The organism is Centipeda artemidis DSM 19719 (genome assembly GCF_000426665.1).
In the GTDB taxonomy this organism is placed as follows: Bacteria; Bacillota; Negativicutes; order Selenomonadales; family Selenomonadaceae; genus Centipeda; species Centipeda artemidis.
This window is the reverse complement of sequence record NZ_AUFU01000007.1, coordinates 17,476-36,423: the sequence shown is the minus strand read 5'-3', so window position 1 is coordinate 36,423 and position 18,948 is coordinate 17,476. Positions and strand designations below refer to the sequence as shown.

At 58.8% G+C, this 18,948-nt stretch carries 21 protein-coding genes; all 21 read left to right on the top strand.

Features of this window, described 5'->3' with window-relative positions:
- Positions 1 to 32 precede the first annotated feature (32 nt).
- The 21 genes from trpC (at position 33) to K341_RS0105270 (ending at position 18,843) form a co-directional block, all read left to right on the top strand.
- Positions 33 to 824, top strand: coding sequence for an indole-3-glycerol phosphate synthase TrpC (gene trpC / locus K341_RS0105370; protein WP_009349186.1), 792 nt, complete (start codon positions 33 to 35; stop codon positions 822 to 824).
- Entirely contained in the window at positions 821 to 2,008 is a 1,188-nt protein-coding gene (trpB, locus tag K341_RS0105365; protein WP_026762112.1) for a tryptophan synthase subunit beta, read from the top strand. Before trpC ends, trpB begins: the two co-directional genes overlap by 4 nt.
- Positions 2,005 to 2,790 (top strand): tryptophan synthase subunit alpha, encoded by a 786-nt coding sequence (gene trpA / locus K341_RS0105360; protein WP_026762111.1) that lies wholly within the window; start codon positions 2,005 to 2,007, stop codon positions 2,788 to 2,790. The genes trpB and trpA overlap by 4 nt, the downstream gene beginning before the upstream one ends.
- A 548-nt stretch (positions 2,791 to 3,338) precedes the next feature.
- The gene (locus K341_RS0105355) at positions 3,339 to 3,692 is read left to right on the top strand and encodes an NADH-quinone oxidoreductase subunit A (RefSeq protein WP_009349182.1); all 354 of its coding nucleotides are present in this window, start codon (positions 3,339 to 3,341) and stop codon (positions 3,690 to 3,692) included.
- Positions 3,683 to 4,219 carry an NADH-quinone oxidoreductase subunit B gene (locus K341_RS0105350; protein ID WP_009438716.1) on the top strand — a complete coding sequence of 179 codons (537 nt, stop codon included), beginning with the start codon at positions 3,683 to 3,685 and terminating at the stop codon, positions 4,217 to 4,219. Before K341_RS0105355 ends, K341_RS0105350 begins: the two co-directional genes overlap by 10 nt.
- The gene (locus K341_RS0105345; protein ID WP_026762110.1) at positions 4,216 to 4,704 is read left to right on the top strand and encodes an NADH-quinone oxidoreductase subunit C; all 489 of its coding nucleotides are present in this window, start codon (positions 4,216 to 4,218) and stop codon (positions 4,702 to 4,704) included. Before K341_RS0105350 ends, K341_RS0105345 begins: the two co-directional genes overlap by 4 nt.
- Entirely contained in the window at positions 4,704 to 5,801 is a 1,098-nt protein-coding gene (locus K341_RS0105340; protein WP_026762109.1) for an NADH-quinone oxidoreductase subunit D, read from the top strand. The genes K341_RS0105345 and K341_RS0105340 overlap by 1 nt, the downstream gene beginning before the upstream one ends.
- Before the next feature lie 12 nt (positions 5,802 to 5,813).
- Positions 5,814 to 6,860, top strand: a complete 1,047-nt coding sequence (nuoH, locus tag K341_RS0105335; protein ID WP_026762108.1) for an NADH-quinone oxidoreductase subunit NuoH — start codon at positions 5,814 to 5,816, stop codon at positions 6,858 to 6,860.
- Between the two features lie 12 nt (positions 6,861 to 6,872).
- On the top strand, positions 6,873 to 7,559 hold the full coding sequence (locus tag K341_RS0105330) for a 4Fe-4S dicluster domain-containing protein (RefSeq protein ID WP_026762107.1): 687 nt from the start codon (positions 6,873 to 6,875) through the stop codon (positions 7,557 to 7,559).
- Positions 7,556 to 8,050, top strand: a complete 495-nt coding sequence (locus tag K341_RS0105325) for an NADH-quinone oxidoreductase subunit J family protein (protein ID WP_026762106.1) — start codon at positions 7,556 to 7,558, stop codon at positions 8,048 to 8,050. Before K341_RS0105330 ends, K341_RS0105325 begins: the two co-directional genes overlap by 4 nt.
- Positions 8,047 to 8,352: an NADH-quinone oxidoreductase subunit NuoK gene (nuoK, locus tag K341_RS0105320; RefSeq protein WP_009657691.1), complete on the top strand. Its 306-nt coding sequence runs from the start codon at positions 8,047 to 8,049 to the stop codon at positions 8,350 to 8,352. The genes K341_RS0105325 and nuoK overlap by 4 nt, the downstream gene beginning before the upstream one ends.
- A gap of 13 nt (positions 8,353 to 8,365) precedes the next feature.
- Positions 8,366 to 10,270 (top strand): NADH-quinone oxidoreductase subunit L, encoded by a 1,905-nt coding sequence (gene nuoL / locus K341_RS0105315; protein WP_026762105.1) that lies wholly within the window; start codon positions 8,366 to 8,368, stop codon positions 10,268 to 10,270.
- A complete protein-coding gene (locus K341_RS0105310; protein ID WP_026762104.1) occupies positions 10,267 to 11,799 on the top strand; it encodes a complex I subunit 4 family protein in 1,533 nt (510 codons plus the stop codon). Before nuoL ends, K341_RS0105310 begins: the two co-directional genes overlap by 4 nt.
- Positions 11,799 to 13,253, top strand: a complete 1,455-nt coding sequence (locus tag K341_RS0105305; protein WP_026762103.1) for an NADH-quinone oxidoreductase subunit NuoN — start codon at positions 11,799 to 11,801, stop codon at positions 13,251 to 13,253. Before K341_RS0105310 ends, K341_RS0105305 begins: the two co-directional genes overlap by 1 nt.
- Before the next feature lie 116 nt (positions 13,254 to 13,369).
- Positions 13,370 to 13,642, top strand: coding sequence for a type II toxin-antitoxin system RelB/DinJ family antitoxin (locus tag K341_RS0105300; RefSeq protein ID WP_009349170.1), 273 nt, complete (start codon positions 13,370 to 13,372; stop codon positions 13,640 to 13,642).
- Positions 13,639 to 13,920 (top strand): type II toxin-antitoxin system YafQ family toxin, encoded by a 282-nt coding sequence (locus K341_RS0105295; protein WP_009349168.1) that lies wholly within the window; start codon positions 13,639 to 13,641, stop codon positions 13,918 to 13,920. Before K341_RS0105300 ends, K341_RS0105295 begins: the two co-directional genes overlap by 4 nt.
- A 153-nt stretch (positions 13,921 to 14,073) precedes the next feature.
- On the top strand, positions 14,074 to 14,772 hold the full coding sequence (locus K341_RS0105290; protein WP_009349167.1) for a DUF2225 domain-containing protein: 699 nt from the start codon (positions 14,074 to 14,076) through the stop codon (positions 14,770 to 14,772).
- The gene (locus K341_RS0105285) at positions 14,772 to 15,491 is read left to right on the top strand and encodes a hypothetical protein (RefSeq protein WP_009349165.1); all 720 of its coding nucleotides are present in this window, start codon (positions 14,772 to 14,774) and stop codon (positions 15,489 to 15,491) included. Before K341_RS0105290 ends, K341_RS0105285 begins: the two co-directional genes overlap by 1 nt.
- 8 nt (positions 15,492 to 15,499) lie before the next feature.
- Positions 15,500 to 17,131: a DUF4127 family protein gene (locus K341_RS0105280; protein ID WP_009349164.1), complete on the top strand. Its 1,632-nt coding sequence runs from the start codon at positions 15,500 to 15,502 to the stop codon at positions 17,129 to 17,131.
- A 1-nt stretch (position 17,132) separates the two neighbouring features.
- Positions 17,133 to 17,621: a flavodoxin gene (locus tag K341_RS0105275; RefSeq protein ID WP_026762102.1), complete on the top strand. Its 489-nt coding sequence runs from the start codon at positions 17,133 to 17,135 to the stop codon at positions 17,619 to 17,621.
- 91 nt (positions 17,622 to 17,712) lie between these two features.
- Positions 17,713 to 18,843 (top strand): MBL fold metallo-hydrolase, encoded by a 1,131-nt coding sequence (locus K341_RS0105270; protein WP_026762101.1) that lies wholly within the window; start codon positions 17,713 to 17,715, stop codon positions 18,841 to 18,843.
- Positions 18,844 to 18,948: the final 105 nt, after the last annotated feature.

Below are 18,948 nucleotides of genomic sequence, written 5' to 3'. Positions count from 1 at the left end.
CGCTTCGGAGGATTCGCAGAGGAGGTACGTTCATGCGTGACCTATTGGCTGAGATTGTCGAAAAAAAACGCGGGATCGTCGCGGCGGCAAAGCGCGATGTGCCGCTCGAAACGCTCAAGAAAGATATAAAGTGCGGGACGTTCCGTATGGCGGAGCATTTTCGCCGGCACGGGTGGGGGCTGATTGCCGAGTGCAAATTACAGTCGCCCGCAAAGGGACGCCTGACGACGGCGCACACGGTGACGGAGCTCGCCGAGATATACGCGGCGGCAGGGGCGGCGGTACTCTCGGTGCACACCGACCCGCATTTCCTCGGGAGCAACGCGGATTTTGCCGCCGTGCGCGCGCTCGTCGATACGCCGCTCCTGCGCAAGGACTTTATCATCGACCCTTATCAAGTATATGAAGCAAGGGCGCTTGGGGCGGACGCCGTGCTCCTCATCGTACGCATCCTGACGCCCGCGGCGCTGAAGGAACTGCTCTTCCTTACATGGAGTCTCGGCATGGACGCGCTCGTCGAGGTGCATGACCGCGCGGATCTCGCGGCGGCACAGGAGACGCCCGCAGAGTTCATCGGCATCAACAACCGCAACCTCGTGACGTTCGAGACGAGCGTGCAGACGACGATCGACCTCCTCCCATACGCGGATACGGCGCGCACGCTCATCAGCGAGAGCGGCATTTTCAACGTGGAGGACGCCGCACGAGTGCGTGATGCGGGCTGCCGCGGCGTGCTCGTCGGCGAGGGACTGGTGAAGGCGGCGGATGTCGGGGCATTTGCGAAAGAACTGAGCACATTGGGGACAAAGGAGCATGAGCTATGAGTAAAAAGGGAAGATTCGGCGCATACGGCGGACAATATGTACCCGAGATCGTGATGCCCGCGCTGAACGAGCTGGAAGAAGCGTATTTGAAATACCGCGAGGACGCGGAATTTCGCGCCGAGTTCCAGAAATATCTGACGAACTACGCGGGGCGTCCGACGAATCTCTATTTCGCGGAGCGTCTGACGAAGCATTACGGCAAGGCGAACATCTACCTCAAACGTGAGGATCTGCTGCACACGGGGGCGCACAAGATCAACAACGCGCTCGGCCAGGCGCTCCTCGCACAGCGCATGGGCAAGAAGCGCATCGTCGCGGAAACGGGCGCGGGGCAGCACGGCGTCGCGACGGCGACGGTAGCGGCACTCTTCGGTATGGAGTGCCACATCTTTATGGGAGAGCTAGACGTGGAGCGTCAGCGGCTCAACGTGTTCCGTATGCGTCTCCTCGGGGCAACGGTCATCCCCGTATCGAGCGGCACGGGCACGCTGAAGGACGCGACGAGCGAGGCGATCCGCTACTGGGCGACAAACATCACGGATACCTACTACGTCATCGGCTCTGCCGTGGGGCCGCACCCCTATCCGGAGATGGTGCGCGACTTCCAAAAGGTCATCGGCGAGGAGATTCGCGCGCAGTCGGCGGAGGCGTTCGATGCAAAGCCCGACTATCTCGTCGCGTGCATCGGCGGCGGAAGCAATGCCATCGGGACGTTCTATGATTTCCGGGGCGACGCGAATGTGAAGAAGTTCTGCGTGGAGGGCGGCGGACGCGGCGATGAGGACGGCGACAACGCCAAGACGCTCAGCGGCGCGGGCACGCCCGGTATCCTGCACGGCGCATACAGCTACCTCCTCCAAGACGATGACGGACAGGTCGTCGAGGCATACAGCATCTCGGCGGGGCTGGACTACCCGGGCGTCGGTCCCGAGCATTCCTTTTTCAAGGATCAGGGCATCGTGACCTACGTCTCAGTGACGGATGCACAGGCGCTCGCGGCGTTCCAAAGGCTCTCGCGCATCGAGGGCATCATCCCTGCGCTCGAAAGCTCGCACGCGCTCGCCTATCTCGAGACGCTGATGCCGCAGACGAAGGCGGGCGAGAACGTCGTCGTCTGTCTCTCGGGACGCGGCGATAAGGACGTCCAAATGGTCGCAAAGGAGCTGGGGGAGGACATCGCATGAGCAAGCGTCTGAATGAAAAACTAGCGAAGCTGCGCAAAGAGGGGCGCAAGGGACTCTATATCTACATCACGGCGGGCTGCCCGAATGCGGAGGAGACCGTCGATATTATCCGCCGCGCAGAGGAAGCGGGCGCGGATGTGATCGAGCTCGGTCTGCCGTTCTCCGACCCGATGGCGGACGGCCCCGTCATCCAAGAGGCGAGCGTCATGGCGCTCAAACAGGGCATGACGCTGAAAAAGGCGCTCGATATTGTCAAGGAGATTCGGAAACACTCGGAGATCCCGCTCATCGGCATGGGCTACATCAATATGGTGCATCACTATGGATTTGAAAAATTCGTTGCGGATTTCAGCGCGGCGGGCATGGACGGCGTGATTCTCCCCGATGTTCCGCACGAGGAGTCCGCCGAGATGCGCGCGGTCTGTGCGGCGCATGATTTCACGCTGACCGAATTCATCACGCCCGGCACGACCGAGGAGCGCATGGAGGAGACGTGCAGGGACGCGGCGGGGTTCGTCTACTGCGTCTCGAACTACGGCGTCACGGGGGTAAAGGAGATCGATTACTGCGTCATCGGGCGCGTCTGCGCGGCGGCGCGCCGCTATACGAATGTGCCGCTCGCGATCGGGTTCGGCATCGGTACGCCTGACGCTGCGGTGCGCGCTGCCAGGCAGGCGGACGGCGTCATTGTCGGCAGCGCAGTCGTAAAGCGCATCATCGAGGGCGATATTGACGGCGGCATCCGTCTCATCGCCGAGATGCGAAAGGCATTGGATGCATAAATAAAAAATTGAACCGGGGCTGCCGTACAAATATGTTTTAACATATTCGTACGGTAAGCCTTTTTTATTGTAAGAGCTGCACAGCTTATGGGGAAATATATCCCCTCGGATATGTTTAACGCCGCTTCGGCATCCGCCTTGCCAAAAAAGCGGGGCTTAAAAATGGCTGCGGCGGATACCAAACGGCACATCGTTTGCGGCTCAACAAGTCGTTCCGTGCGGATTTGGCATGTACATCTTTGTGATTGTATCGACTTATGCACTCCTCTTAACGATTTATGACGGAATAACGTTTGTGAAGGAATATTTACACAGTTAATATACATGAATGAGATTCATTATAAATAATACTTTCCTCATGAATTATCCTTGTCAATATAGATTTTTTTCGGTATATTATACATGGACTTTATTGTTGCAGCCGCCTGTTATAAATCTGATTTAGAATGAACGGTTTCAGCATAATTTTTTATCCGTTGTGTATTGTTTATGATTATTTGTTTTTCCTATGTATTTATTTTATATCTTAATACAAGGAGGGTCTGTGTATGGGAGAGTATGGGAGTCTTGGTGTTTTCCTCTTGGTTGCGCTCGCGTTTCCCGTGATGGCGCTGGGGCCTGCGTTCCTCTTGCAGCCGCGCCGTCCGTCGCCGCAGAAGTACATTCCGTATGAGTGCGGCGTCGATCCGGTCGGGTCGCCGTATGTGCAGTTCCGCGCGGGATATTTCCTCTATGCGCTGCTGTTCATCGTGTTTGACATCGAGACGGTATTCCTCTATCCATGGGCGGTCGAGTTCCGGATGCTCGGAGTGTTTGCGCTCATAGAGATGTTCGTATTCGTCGGCATTCTCGCGCTCGGACTCGGCTATGCGTGGCGAAAGGGGGATCTGACATGGAGATAGCGGAGCGCGTGCCGGAATCGCTGCGGCACAATGTATTCGTCGTAAAAATCGATCAGCTCTTTCGCTGGGCGCACGCAAGCTCCATCTGGCCGCTGTCCTCAGGACTTGCCTGTTGTGCGATCGAGATGATGAGCACGGCGACGGCGCGGTTCGATCTCGCGCGGTTCGGCTACGAGGTGTTCCGTCCCTGCCCGCGGCAGGCGGATCTGCTCATCGTGGCGGGGACACTGACGTGGAAGATGGCGGAGCCGATCGTGCGGCTCTACGAGCAGATGCCCGAGCCGAAATACGTCATTGCGATGGGCGCATGCACGATTGCGGGCGGCCCTTTCGCCGACTCGTATTCCGTCGTCCCGGGCATCGACGACATCCTGCCCGTGGACGTCTACATCCCGGGCTGCCCGCCGCGTCCCGAGGCGCTGATGGACGGGATGCTGAAGCTGCGGGAAAAGATCCTGCATCCCGAACGCGTCGCGGCAGAGCGCGCGGCGTGGGCGGCAAAGGAGAAAGCGGCGGTGACAGCATGAGAAAAGAATATGCACCCGCCGAAACGCTTGCGGCAATCAAGGAGCAATTTCCGGCGGCGGAATACGACGCGGAAGCGGTACGTCCTGCGGTCTACATCGGCGCGGATGAACTCATATCGTTTTTGACCTATTTGCGCGGCAATGCGGCGCTCGCTTTTACGCGCCTTGAAAATCTGACGGCGGTCGATTGGAAGGATCGCTTCGAGACGGTCTATCATCTCTTTGCGCCCGCATCGGAGCATTGGCTGACGGTGAAGGTCACGCTCCCGCACGATGCGCCGCGCGTGCCGTCCGCGACGGCGGTGTTCCCGGGCGCGGAGTTCGAAGAGCGCGAGGTCTATGATCTCATGGGCATTGCCTTCACGGGGCATCCCGACCTGCGGCGCGTGTTCCTGCCCGAGAATTTCGCGGGACATCCGCTGCGCAAGGATTTCAAGGCCCCTCCGCCGCCCGAGATTCCGCGCATTCGAAAGGAGGCGCCGTGATGCCGAGAACGGAGACCTATACGCTCAACATGGGACCGCAGCACCCCTCGACGCACGGCGTCCTGCAGGTGCAGCTCGAGCTAGACGGCGAGCGCATCCTAAAGGCGACGCCCGTCATGGGCTATCTCCACCGCGGGATTGAAAAACTGCTTGAGGACAGGACGTACATCCAAGGGCTGCCCTATACGGATCGGCTCGACTATGTGTCCTCGATGAACAATAATTTCGGCTATGCGCTCGCAGTTGAAGAGCTGGCGGGCATCGAGACGACGCGGCGCGCGGAGTACATCCGCGTCATTATGGCGGAGCTGAACCGCATCAACAGTCATCTCATCTTCATCGGGACGCTCGCGAACGATCTCGGCGCGTCGACGGGGATGCTCTACTGTTTCCGCGACCGCGAGAAGATTCTCGACATCTTTAACCTCGTCTGCGGCGCGCGTCAGACGTTTCACTACATCCGCATCGGCGGGGTGAAGGAAGATCTTTCGCCCGAGGCGGTGACGATGATCCGTGCATTCCTCGACGAGGTTCCTATTTTCCTCGACGAGTACAATAAGCTCCTCACGGGCAACGAAATCTTTGTCCGCCGCATCGTGGGGACGTCCCCGATGACGACGGAGGAAGCCCTGCGTTACAACATGACGGGGCCGAATCTGCGCGCGACGGGGCTGCCGTTCGACCTGCGCAAGGTCGACGGCTACAGCGTCTACGATGAGTTCGAGTTCGACGTTCCCGTGGGAGCGCACGGCGACAACTGGGATCGCTACCAAGTGAAGCTCGGGGAGATCGCGCAGAGTGCGCGCATCATCCGGCAGGCGATCGAGGGACTGCCCGAGGGCGACTTCATGGGCAAGGTACCGAAGGTCGTGAAGCCGCCCAAGGGCGAGGTCTTTAGCCGCACGGAGGGGACGCGCGGGGAGCTCGGGTTCTACATCGTCAGCGACGGCACGCCGAAGCCCTACCGCATCCACATTCGCCGCCCCTCGTTCGTCAATATGCAGGGGCTCGACGCGATGTGCCGTGGGATGCTCATCGGCGACTCGGTCGCCGCGTATTCGTCCATCGACCCCATCATGGGCGAAGTGGACTGCTGAGAAAGGAGGGGGATGATGGAACTTTCTCTGCTTGCCGCTTTGGCAGCGTGGATGCGTGAACTCATCTATGCGATCGTGCCCGTGCCGCTCGTCGTGGATTTCGTCATGACGGTCGTCGGCGTTGCGGCGCTCCTCGGCATCATCTCGATGGCGGCGATCGTCTTTACCTATGCCGAGCGTAAAATCTGCGCGTTCATTCAGGTGCGTCTCGGCCCCAACAGGGTCGGCGGTCGCTTTGGTCTCCTCCAGCCGATCGCGGACATGCTCAAACTCATGAGCAAGGAGGACATCATGCCCGCAGGTGCGGACAAGGTCGTGTGGGCGCTCTCGCCCGCGCTGCTCTTCGTACCTGCGGCGCTTGTCTATGCCTTTTTCCCGTTCGATGCGGGCGCGGTGCTCGCCGACGTGAACGTCGGGGTGTTCCTCCTCTTCGCTGTGTCGGGACAGGCGGTACTGCCGTTCCTCATGGGCGGCTATGCGTCCAACAATAAATATTCGTTCATCGGCGGGATGCGCATCGTGGGGCAGATGCTCAGCTACGAAGCGCCGCTGCTCTTTTCGCTGCTCGGCGTCGTCATGCTGACGGGATCGCTGAGGCTCGACGACATCGTGCAGATGCAGGCGCACAACGCGTGGTTCATCTTCGTGCAGCCGCTTGCGTTCGTCATCTTTTTGATTGCGGCGGTCGCGGAGACGAACCGCACGCCGTTTGACCTCGTGGAGGGCGAGTCGGAGATCATCGCGGGCCCGTTTACAGAGTATTCGGGGATGCGCTGGGCGCTGTTCTTCCTCGCCGAGTATGCGAATTTGCTGACGGCGGCGATTCTCGCGACGACGTTCTTCCTCGGCGGCTACAGCGGCCCCTCCTTCCTGCCGGGCTTCGTGTGGTTCGGACTCAAGGCGCTCGTCATGGTGTTCCTCATCATGTGGTTCCGCTGGACGTTCCCGCGCACGCGCGTGGATCAGATTCTCACCTTCGGATGGAAGGTACTTGTGCCGCTCTCGATGATCAACGTCTTTTTGACGGGCGTCGCGATGTATGTCTTTGGGATGGTCTAAGGAGGCGCCGACATGTTTGGAAAAGGTCTGCTGACCGGAATGAGCGTCACATGGAAGCATCTCTGGGGGAAAAAGGAGACGTTCTGCTACCCCGAAGAGAAGCTGCCGATGACGGAGAATTTCCGCGGGGGCAACCTCGCGATGGACTGGCGCGTCTGCATCGGCTGTTCCATGTGCGCGAACGCGTGCCCGAACAAGGCGCTCGATCTGACGATCGTGCAGGATGCGAAGAAAAAGCGTCACATGCAATACTATATTCATAAATCCGGGCGGTGTCTCTACTGCAATCTGTGCGTGGAAGTCTGCCCCGTCAAGACGCTCGTGTGGGACAAGGACTATGCCATCTCCACATGGAGCAAGGAGACGATGACCCACGACGCGATGACCGATAAAGACCGCGCCGATCTTGCGGAGTTCCTCGCACGCGTCGAGATCGAGGCGGCGGAGGAAAAGGCGAAGAAGGAAGCCGAAGCGGCGGCAAAGGCTGCGGCAAAAGCCAAAGCGGAGGCGGAAGCAAAGGCTGCGGAAGCCGCCGCGAAGACGGCGGGGCAGGATGCACCTGCGGAGGAAAAACCTGCGGCACAGGCGAATGCAAGTGCGGCGGTACAAGCTGCGCCGGCTGAAAAAACTGCGGAAAAGTCCGCAGAAAAAATCGTGGAACCGCCTAACAACGCGGCACAGGAAGGGGGCGCGTCATGAGTTTCATCTTCTATGTGCTCGCGGCGATCACCGTCATCGGCGCACTCGGCGTTGTGCTCTCGCCGAACGTCGTGCACAGCGCGCTCTTCCTCGTCGTGTCGTTCATCGGCGTGGCGTCGATCTACTTTTACATCGGTGCGGAGTTCCTCGGCGCGGTGCAGCTCATGGTCTACAGTGGGGCGGTCGCCGTGCTCATCGTCATGGCGATCATGCTGACGCGGCGGGACTCGATGCAGCATTCGAATCCGTCGCAGAAACTCTTTCGGTGCGTTGTGACGGGACTGCTCGCGGGCGGATTCTTCTTCCTCATGGGGCTCGGCATTGTGCTCGCTCCCATGCCGGACGGGATGCTCGGTGCATCGACGGGCGCGCATGAGATCGCCGCGCTGATGCTCGGCACGTACGTCCTGCCGTTTGAGATTGGCGCGGTGCTCCTCCTCGCGGCGATGATCGGCGCGCTGATGCTTGCGAGAGGAGGGGATGCCGCATGATCGGACTGTCCGATTTGCTCTTTGTGTCCGCACTGCTCTTTTGCATCGGACTTTACGGACTGCTCACGCGGCGCGGTCTCATCCCCATCCTCATGTGCGTGGAGCTCATGCTGAACGCGGTCAACATCAACCTTGTTGCGTTTGATCGCTTCTATGCGCACAACACGGAGGGGCAGCTCATGGCGCTCTTTTCCATCGCGGTGGCGGCGTCCGAGATCGCCGTCGGGCTTGCGCTCGCGTTCCGTCTGTATCAAATCAGGTTCACGACCAATGTCGACGAACTCGATACGCTGAGAGATTAGGGGAGGGAAGGACATGTATACATTCGTACTGACCCATGCCTATCTCATCCCGCTCTTCCCGGCGATCGCGTTCCTCATCATCGCGCCCTTTACGCGGTCAAAGAAGAATCTCTCCGCGGCGATTGCGATCGCGATGATGGCGGCGGCGTTCGTGTTCTCCGTCTGCGTCGCGTTTGCGGTCGTGGACTACCAAATCACGATGTCCGATCCCTATGTGATGAAAACGTTGTGGGCAAAGGTCGGCGACGTTGCGCTCGAGATGGGCGTGCTCATCGACCCGCTCACGGCGATGATGCTCGTCATCGTGACGCTCGTCTCCCTGCTCGTCTATATCTACTCCGCCGGCTACATGGAACACGACGCGGGCATGGGGCGGTTCTTCGCATTCATGTCGCTGTTCTCGTCGGCGATGCTCGGGCTCGTGGTCGCGCTTAACTTCCTCCAGCTCTATGTGTTCTGGGAGGGCGTCGGGTTTTGCTCGTACCTCTTGATCGGCTTTTACTATCAAAAGGTGGCGGCGCGCGAGGCGGCGAAAAAGGCGTTCATCACAACGCGCATCGGCGACTTCGGAATGCTGCTCGGCATTCTGCTCGTGCAGATCACATTCGGCACGATGGATTTCGTCGAGCTGCGCATGATGGTGCCGCCCTACGCGATTGCCGCAGGGACGGGGATGCTCACGCTCATTGGATTCCTGCTCTTCATGGGCGCGATCGGCAAATCCGGGCAGTTCCCGCTCCATGTGTGGCTGCTCGACGCGATGGAAGGCCCCACGCCGACCTCGGCGCTCATCCACGCGGCAACGATGGTTGCGGCGGGCGTGTTCCTCGTGGCGCGTGCATTCTTCATCTTCAGCACGTCGCCCGTCGTGATGGACTTCATCGCGGGGCTGGGGGCGTTCACGGCGCTCTTCGCCGCGGTCATTGCCGTGACGCAGCGTCGGTTCAAGGCGGTGCTCGCGTATTCGACGATCAGTCAGCTCGGCTACATGATGATGGCGGTCGGCGTCGGCGCGTTCTCCGCCTCGATGTTTCACCTCATGACGCACGCGTTCTTCAAGGCGATGCTCTTCCTCTGCGCGGGCGCGGTCATGCACGCGCTGCACGACGAGACGGACATCACGAAGATGGGCGGGCTCTACAAAAAGATGCCGCTGACCTTCGCGGCAATGGTGATCGGCGTGCTTGCCATCGCGGGCATCCCGCCGCTGTCGGGCTTTTTCTCCAAGGATGAAATCCTCGCGGCGGTCATGCACGCGAGCACGCCGCTCTACGTCATGGCGACGGCGACGTCCTTCCTCACGGCGTTCTACATGGCGCGCCTGCTCATCCTCGCGTTCCTCGGAGAGAATCGGAGCGAACACGAGGCGCACGAGGTCGACGCCCGCATGTGGCTGCCGATGATGGCGCTCGCTCTGCTCACGATCGGGAGCGGTCTGTGGGGCTATTTCGGCGGGTTCTCGCAGTGGGTTCACGCGGGCGTGCCGCATCAAGAGGCCATCGATTGGACGGTGGCAGGAACGAGCACCGCGCTCGCGCTTCTTGCCTTTGCCGCCGCGTACCAAATCTACGGGAGGCACAGTTTCCGCGCCTCGATGGAGCGGAAGCGGTTCGGCCTCGCCTATCGCATCGTCTACAATAAATTTTACATCGACGAGCTCTATGCGCATATCCGCACGCGCTTCGTTTACGGAACGGCGGTCGTTCTGCGCTGGATCGACGAGAAGATCTTCGACGGCACGATGTACGGACTCGGCGGCTATGCGCTCGCGACAAGCGACCTCCTCACGGAGTCCGCGAACGGGCAGGCGCAGCGCTACGTCGTGGTCTTTTACACGGGTGTGCTGATACTCCTGTGCTATGCGCTCTATTGGGCAGTGCAGGTGCTTGCGTATTGGGGAGGAGGTGCCCTGCGATGACGGCGGTTCCCGTTCTTTCGATCATTCTATGGCTGCCGCTCGCGGCGGCGTGCATCATCGCGCTCCTGCCGGGCGGGCTGCACAGTACGATCCGGCGGCTCTCGGCGGCGGCGATGACACTCACGCTGCTGCTCATCCTTCACGTCTATGCGAACTACGACCTCATGCCGGGCGGGATGCAGTTCACGGAGTACGTTCCGTGGGTCACCGACCTCGGCGTCGCCTATGCGCTCGGCGTGGACGGCATCTCGCTGCCCATGCTGCTTCTCTCGGGCGTCGTCGGGCTCGCGGCGGTCTTTAGCTCGTGGCACGTCGAGAAACGCGTCAAGGAGTATTTCGTCCTCCTCCTCATCGTCATCGGGGGCGTTACGGGGGCGTTCCTCGTGCGCGACATGTTCCTCTTTCTCGTGCTCTGCGAGATGGTCGTCGTGCCCGCGTACCTGATGGTGCTCATCTGGGGCTCGTCGGAACGCGTCTCGAAGGAGCACGCGGCGATGAAGATGACGGTGTTCCTCCTCGTCGGCTCGGCATTCATGCTGCTCGGTGTGCTCCTCCTCTATGTGAGCGCGTACGAGACGGGGATGCGCACGTTCGACTTCGAGGCGCTCGCGATGGCGGCGACGGCGGGCTATATTCCATGGGAGGTGCAGGTCACCGCGTTCCTCCTCCTGCTCGTCGGCTTCGGCTCGCATCTCTCGATGTTCCCGCTGCACATCTGGTCGCCCGACGGCTATGCGGGCGCGCCCACCGCGATCTCCATGATCAACGCGGGCGTGCTGAAAAAAATAGGCGGTTACGCGCTCATCCGCATCGGCATCTTTATCCTGCCGCTCGGCGCAAAGTTCTGGGCACCCGTCATCGCCGTGCTCGCGATGATCAACGTCGTCTACGCCTCCTACATCGCGCTCGCGCAGCGCGACATCAAGTACATGATTGCCTATTCGTCCGTCTCCCATATGGGCTATGTCCTGCTCGGCTTTGCGGCGCTGAACGCCGTGAGCGTCAGCGGCGCGGTCGCGTATATGGTGGCGCACGGCATCATGCTCGCGCTCTTTTTCTCGCAGATCGGCTACATCTACGACAAGACGGATCTCCGCAGCATCGGCGATCTGTGGGGGCTCGCGCATCACCGCCCGCACATCACGGTCGGGTTCATGCTCGCGGGGCTCTGCTCGCTCGGACTGCCGGGACTGATCGGCTTCATTCCCGAGTTCACGATCTTTGTCGGCGTGATGGAGGTCTACCCCGTCATCGCCGTCGTCTCCGTGAGCGGCATCGTATTTACCGCGTTCTATGTGCTGCGGATGCTCGCGCGCGTGCTCTTTGGCCCACGCACGGAGCGTTTTACCGCCATCCCGGACACCCAGAAAATCGACCTCGCGCCGCTCTTCGTGCTCGGTGTGTTCCTCGTCGGACTCGGCGTGTTCCCGGGGCTCTTGATGAACGTCGTTGACAGCGGCGTCGCGCCGCTCGTGCCGCTCTTTGAGCTGCTGAACGATGCGCCGACGATACTCGGAGGGGGGATGTGATGATGGCGGACATGAATTTTGCAGCGCTCTCCGTTGAGATCGGCATCGCCGTACTCATGGCGGCGGTGCTCCTCCTCGATTTGATTCTCGAAAAAAATGCGCCGCGCCGGATTCTCGGCGGCGTGACCGCCGTCGGACTGCTTGCCGTACTCGCGGGCGCGGTTGGCATGTATCCGCCGGACGGCGGCGCGGTCGCGTTCTATGCCGGACATTACATCGTGGACGGCTATTCCGTATTTTTCAAGATGCTCTTCATCGCGGGCATACTCTCCACCGTCCTGTTCTCCATGGACTACGCCGAAGAGGTTCTGCCGCACCGCGGCGAATACTATGTGCTGCTCCTCGCGGTGCTCCTCAGCATGTGCGCGCTCGCCTCGGCGAACGACCTCATGACCGCGTTCGTCGGGCTGGAGCTCATGACCGTCTCCTTCTATGCGCTCGTCGCACTGCGGACGGATGCGCCGCGCTCGGCGGAGGCGGGGATGAAATACCTCGTCTTTGGCGCGGGCTCGACGGCGGCGCTGCTCTACGGCATGAGCCTCGTCTACGGCATGACGGGGACGATGCTCTTTCAGGGGATCGCACAGGGCTACGGGATGCTCTTTCCGCTCGGGCTCATCGGCGTCGTGCTGATGCTCGCGGGATTCTTCTTCAAACTCTCGATCATCCCGTTCCACCTATGGGCGCCCGATGTTTACGAGGGCGCGCCCGCGCCCGTCACGGGACTGCTCGCCATGTGTTCGAAGGCGGCGGGCATCGCCGTCCTCCTGCGCGTCCTCTTCGTCGCGTTCCCCGTGCTCGCCGCATATTGGGCGCACCTGATTGCCGTGCTCGCGGCGGTCTCCGTGGTCGGCGGCAACCTCATGGCGTTCCGGCAGACGAATATCAAACGGATGCTCGCGTATTCCTCCATCGCACAGGCAGGATACATGATGAGCGCGCTCGTCGCCACGAACGCGGCGGGCATCAAGGCGGTACTCTTCTACGCGATGACCTACGTATTCGCGAACGTCGCCGCGTTCGTCACCGTCACCTATCTCGAGATGAAACGCGGCGCGGCGGACTTTGACACCGTGCGCGGGTTGGCAAAGGAATCTCTGCTCCCCGCGGGGCTTCTCATGGTCGCCCTTCTCACGATGGCGGGACTGCCGCCGACGGCAGGCTTCGTCGGGAAGATCTATATCTTCTCCGCCGTCATCGACGCGGGCTATCTCTGGCTCGCGGGCGTCGGGTTCGTCATGTCTATGGCATCCGTCTACTACTACCTCCTCGTCATCAAGGAGATGTACCGCGACGTCGAGCTAGGAGAGAAAGAGGTCAAAAGTAAACTCGTACTGCCCCTGCCCGCATCCGCCGTCGGCGTTCTCGCCGTCCTCTGCACCCTCATCGTCGGCATCTGGGCGCAGCCCCTCTCGATCCTCAGCAATATCGCGGTCTATACCTTTATGCGGTGAAACCTCATACGAAAACGGAGTCGTGGTGCATTTGTACCTCGACTCCGCTTTTATATATACTTCGCTTTACATTGTAAATCAAAATATGTAAAATACAGTAAAAGGTGGTGTTCATCATGGCAACAGTGCCGACACAAATAAGAATCGACCGTGACGTCAAAGAACAGGCAGGTATTCTCTTCTCGAGACTGGGACTTGATATGTCCGGCGCCGTCAACATGTTCCTGCATCAATGCGTCCTGCGCGGCGGCATTCCGTTCAGCATAGAGATGCCGCACTATAACGCGCGTACACTATCCGCGATGGAGGAAGCGAGGCGTATCTCACGCGATCCCGGCGTTCCGAGTTTTGATCGCATGGATGATTTGAAGAGGGCGCTCGAAGAATGACCTACCGAGTAAAATTCACATCAGCCTACAAAAAGGATTACAAACGTGCCAAGAAGCGGGGGCTTGATATTGGGCTTTTAGATGCTGTTGTCGATGAGCTGCGGCAAGGTCACACGCTTCCTGCAAAGCATCGGGATCATGAACTCAAAGGGAATTGGGCGGGATTTCGGGAATGTCATATTCAGCCCGACTGGCTGCTTATATATCTCGTTGAAGACGATATACTGACCCTTACGCTTACGAATACGGGCACCCATGCAGACGTATTTGATGAGTAACCTGAAAAAACATGCTCTTATCCGCGCGTCTCACTTTGAGGAGTCCGGCCAATTTAATGTGGCCGGGCGTGTTTTTATGTGGAAAAATTTTCTTTTTCGCACGTTTTATGGTATCCTACATATAGTCTTTTTGACAGGGAGGAAGGGTGCATTATGTCAGAGTATACATATACGGTGGAAAAACCGTGTCCGGTCTGTGGGGAAGAGACGCACGTGACGAAGATGAAAGCGCGCCTGATCACGCTTGAGACTGATGAGGACTACTGCGTTCACTATGAGGGAGTGAACCCTTACCGCTATCGCGTATGGATGTGCGAACACTGCGGCTTTGCCGCCGATGAAAAGCAGTTCACGGGCGAGCCTCTGAAGGCGCGTGACAAGGATAAGATCAAGGAGCTTCTTGCGGGGCATAAGGTCAATCTTCCATACAAAGAGGAGCGTACGGTGGAAGAGGCAATCCGCGCGTACAAGCTCGGCATCTACTTCGCCGAGCGGCTCGGCTGGCCGCTGCAAAAACAGGCGGGCTACTGCATGGGCATGGCGTGGGTCTACCGCGATACGGATGATCGCGATAAGGAGAACGAGGCGCTGCTGCGCGCAGCGGAACTCTACGAGAAATCCGTTATGACGGAGCACTACCCGATCAACGGTATGAGTGATATGATGGCAATCTATATGACGGGGGCGGCATACTACCGTCTTGAGAATTATGAAAAGGCGACGCAGATGCTTTCGCAGATCATGAGCGATCAGGAAGTGCGTAAGAACGATGCAAAACTCTTCGAGCGCACGCAGAACCTGTGGCTTGAGCTGCGTGAGAGGAAGGCCGCGGCAGAGAAAGCGAACGGTTAATGGTTATTGATATTCCGGCGCATTTCATTGAGGATTTGCGCAGCTTCGATTGGAGCACGATCCGGGAGACGGTGCAGGACTATACGCCTGTATTGACAGCACTTCGCGACACATGGGATCGCGAGACACTGACGGAAATCGCGGACGGACATCTCTTTGTGCGCGATGCGACGATGAACGAGGCGATCGCAAAAAATCTCGGTACAGACGGGAGCATCACGGGCATCACACTCACATCGCACGCGAATGGAACGCTCGATATCGTATGCACAACGGCAAAAAAATATAAGCGCATCGAGTTGTCCGGCACGATCGAGGAAATGGTGCATGACGGTGAGAAATCGTACGCCGTCTACCGTGTACGCAAGAAGAAAGTTCCCAATCACGGGCTTGTCTCGTGGATTTTCGCGCGTGTTTCGCTCTCTATGGTGGAGCGCATGGTCGGACATCTCGACGTCTCGGATCGCGTCCCCGTTGATGTGCGCGGCAATACGGTGCGCGTTGATTTCCACGAGGTGTTGGCGGCGTCTCGTTTTGGGCAGACAGAGTTCCGCGGGCACCGACTCATCGATATGATTGAGATCGAGGGGGCGCAGGTGCGCGACGGCGGCATCATGTTTGATACAAAACTGAACGTACCGGATGATGTGAAGGACGCACTGAGAAACATTTTGAAGGACAAGGTGCAGACAGGGACACCGGAAGGAGGTACAGAGTGAGAAGGAATATGCTCATTCGTATACTTTGTTTTGTTTTGGTGCTGGGATTGTTCCCGCAGATAACGGAGGCGGCAAAGTCGGCTCCCGTGACCGAGAAAATTCTCTTCATCCCGCATGACAGCCGCCCCATCTCGAGCAAACAGACGGCGGATGTCGTGGCACAGCTCGGCTACGACATTGTCGTACCGCCGAATGACCTCCTCGGCAACCGCGAGGATCTCGGGCATCCGGATGAACTGTGGGCATGGGTGCGGACGAATATCGCGCAGCCTGGGGTGAAGGGGGCTGTCATCTCCTCGGACGCCATGATCTATGGCAGCCTTGTCGGCTCGCGCAAGCATGCGTATTCGCGCGATGAGGTCATGGCACGCGCCGCGCGATTTGCAGAACTCCAGCATGAGCAGCCGAAGGTGCCGCTCTACGTGTTCGGCTCAATCATGCGTACACCGCGTACTGCCGAGGCGTCTGGACACGAGGAACCGGAGTACTACCGCCGCTACGGCGCCGATATCTTCCGCTACACGGTTCTGCGTGACAAGGATGAGGTTGAAGGACTCACACGCCGCGAGAAAAAGGAATATGCTTTTCTTGAACGGCTGATCCCGAAAGAAGCACTCGCCGATTGGATGGGACGCCGCGAGAAGAACTACGCAGTGAACTCCTACATGATTGAGCTCATGCGAAAAAAAGGTACGTTCCGGTACCTTGCGCTTGGGCGCGACGATAACGCGCCGTTCTCGCAGACCCATCTCGAGAGCCGTCACCTTACACAGGAAGGCGCGGATCTTGGCAAGACACGCTTTCAGACGATGGCGGGCATCGACGAGATCGCGCTTCTCATGCTTACGCGCGCCGTTAATGAGCAGCGTCATGAAATTCCCTTCGTCTATCCGCGTTACAATTGGGGACGCGGGGAAGAGACCGTACCCGCCTACTCGGATGAAAAAATCGGCACCTCCATCAGCGACGCTGTTCTCGCAGCGGGCGGTATGGTCGTGCGTGCACCCGAAAAAGCAGACGTCGTACTCACGGTGAACACAAATCCCGACGGGCGAACCTATGAGGCGAATGCGGCACTGAATGACGGGACACCGCGCGAAGGAACAACATATTTTGCCGACATTGTCTCCGACTACGTGGGGAAGGGCTACCCCGTTGCAATTGCTGACGTTGCCTTTGCCAACGGTTCCGATAACGCGCTCATGGCGGAGCTGCAAAAGCGTGGTTTGCTCTATAAGATTCGCGCCTATGCGGGCTGGAATACACCGACGAACAGCTCCGGCTTCGCCATCGGCGAGGGGATGCTTGTCCGTCATATGAGCGGTGATGCTGCCGATCGTCTGCTCACGACACGCTATCTCGACGACTGGGCGTACCAGGCAAACGTGCGCAATACCATTGCACGACAGCTCACATGGCTGCGCGGCGATGGCTTCTATGGCAGCCTCGGCTCGAAGATGGATGCGGTCAGTGCGCGCTCTACACGTATGATGAACCGCTTCATTGAGGAGAATCTGCCGCCGCTTGCGGACATTGATACCGTAGAGGTCACGTTCCCATGGAACCGCATGTTTGAGTCCGATATTCTGCGCGGTGAACGCGGCTTTGCCTATGATTTTCTTGCAAAGAGAGGCCAATGATATGTATCGAAAATATCTGATCGCGTATTTTTCTGCCTCTCCTTCACGGCGGACAGAGAAAATTTCCGAAAAAATTGCGGATGTGATAGGGGCAGACCTTTATGAGATTGTGCCCGCCGTTCCCTATACCGAGGACGATCTCAATTGGAATAATGAAAAGAGCCGTTCGAGCGTTGAGATGAACGACCCGGCAAGCCGCCCGGAGATCGCGGGTGAACTGCCCGATATTTCGCATTATGAGACCGTCTTTGTGGGATTCCCGATTTGGTGGTATATTGCACCGCATATTATCAATACGTTCCTTGAGAGCTGTGACTTGAAGGATAAGACCGTCGTTCCGTTTTCTACCTCCGGAGGCAGCCCTATGGGACAGACCACAGCACACCTGCGTCCTTCGGCGCCGGGCGCCCTCGTCAAAGAGGGGCGGCGGTTTGAGATGGGGGAGACGCCGATGGCGATTAATTCGTGGATTGCCTCCTTGGGCATTTAGGTGACGCGGGATTTTCGCGCCCGGCGTCGTCATCTCAAACAGATTCAATTCATGCGCGCCCTTGGGCGCGCATTATACTTATGGGGGAACTATGAAACGCAGAAACTTCCTGCTTGGCGTGCTCGCGGGGATCGGGGCGCTCGCGGGTGGGGCGGGACTCTTCGTCTCGCAGGAAAAATTCGGCCGTGCCCCGCAGGGCGCGCGCCTCAAACGCATCAAGCAGTCGCCGCATTATGTGAACGGACAATTCGTCTGCCTCGAACCCGTGGAATACATGAATGACAAGCTGCCCGACGAGGAGCGCCCCGGACGTATTGAGACCCTGTGGCGCGTTCTCTTTGACACGGACGACGGCCGCATTCCAAAGGAACTTATTCCAAGCAATAAAACAGATCTCGCCGCGATCCCGCGCGAGAAGGATATTGCCGTATGGATGGGGCACTCGACCTTTTATCTTCAGATTGCGGGGCGGCGCATTCTCATCGATCCCGTCTTTTCCGCATACGGATCGCCCGTCTTTTTCATCAACCGCGCCTTTCGCGGGAGCAACGTCTATACGGCGGCGGATATTCCCGAACTCGACGTCCTCCTCATGACGCACGACCATTGGGATCATCTCGACTACGCGACCGTCATGGCGTTGAAGCCCAAAATCAAGGAGATCATCTGTCCGCTCGGCGTCGGCGAGTTCTTTGAGGCATGGGGATTTGACCTTGCGCATCTGCACGAAGAGGATTGGGATACGGACATTGCGCTCGCCGATGATTTCCACATCCATATTTTGCCATCGCAGCATTTCTCCGGACGCTTCCTGACGCGCAACAACACCGAGTGGTGCGGATTTGCCATCGTTGCGCCGGAGCGGCGTGTTTACATCAGCGGAGACGGCGGCTATGGGAAGCATTTTCGCACCATCGGCGAGCGGTTCGACGGATTTGATCTCGCACTCATGGAAAACGGGCAGTATAACATGCAGTGGCACCCGATCCACATGCTGCCTGCCGAGACGGCGCAGGCGGCGGAGGATGTGTGCGCACGTGCCATTCTTCCCGCACATGGAGGGAAATTTGCGCTTGCTCTGCACAAATGGCAGGAACCCTATGCGGAGCTTCTGCGTGAGAGTGCAGGGCGTCCCTATCGTGTTGTGACGCCGCGTATCGGTGAGGCGGTGGATATCGCTTCTCCGGCCGACTACCCGCACTGGTGGGAAGGGATGACGTGATGTGCGATTTTGGCGCATCGTAGATTTTGGTTTGCATCCTTTACCTATTTGTAATATTGCGCGGGAGAAATCCGCTAAGTTCCTGTAAGATCCTTCCGATAAATT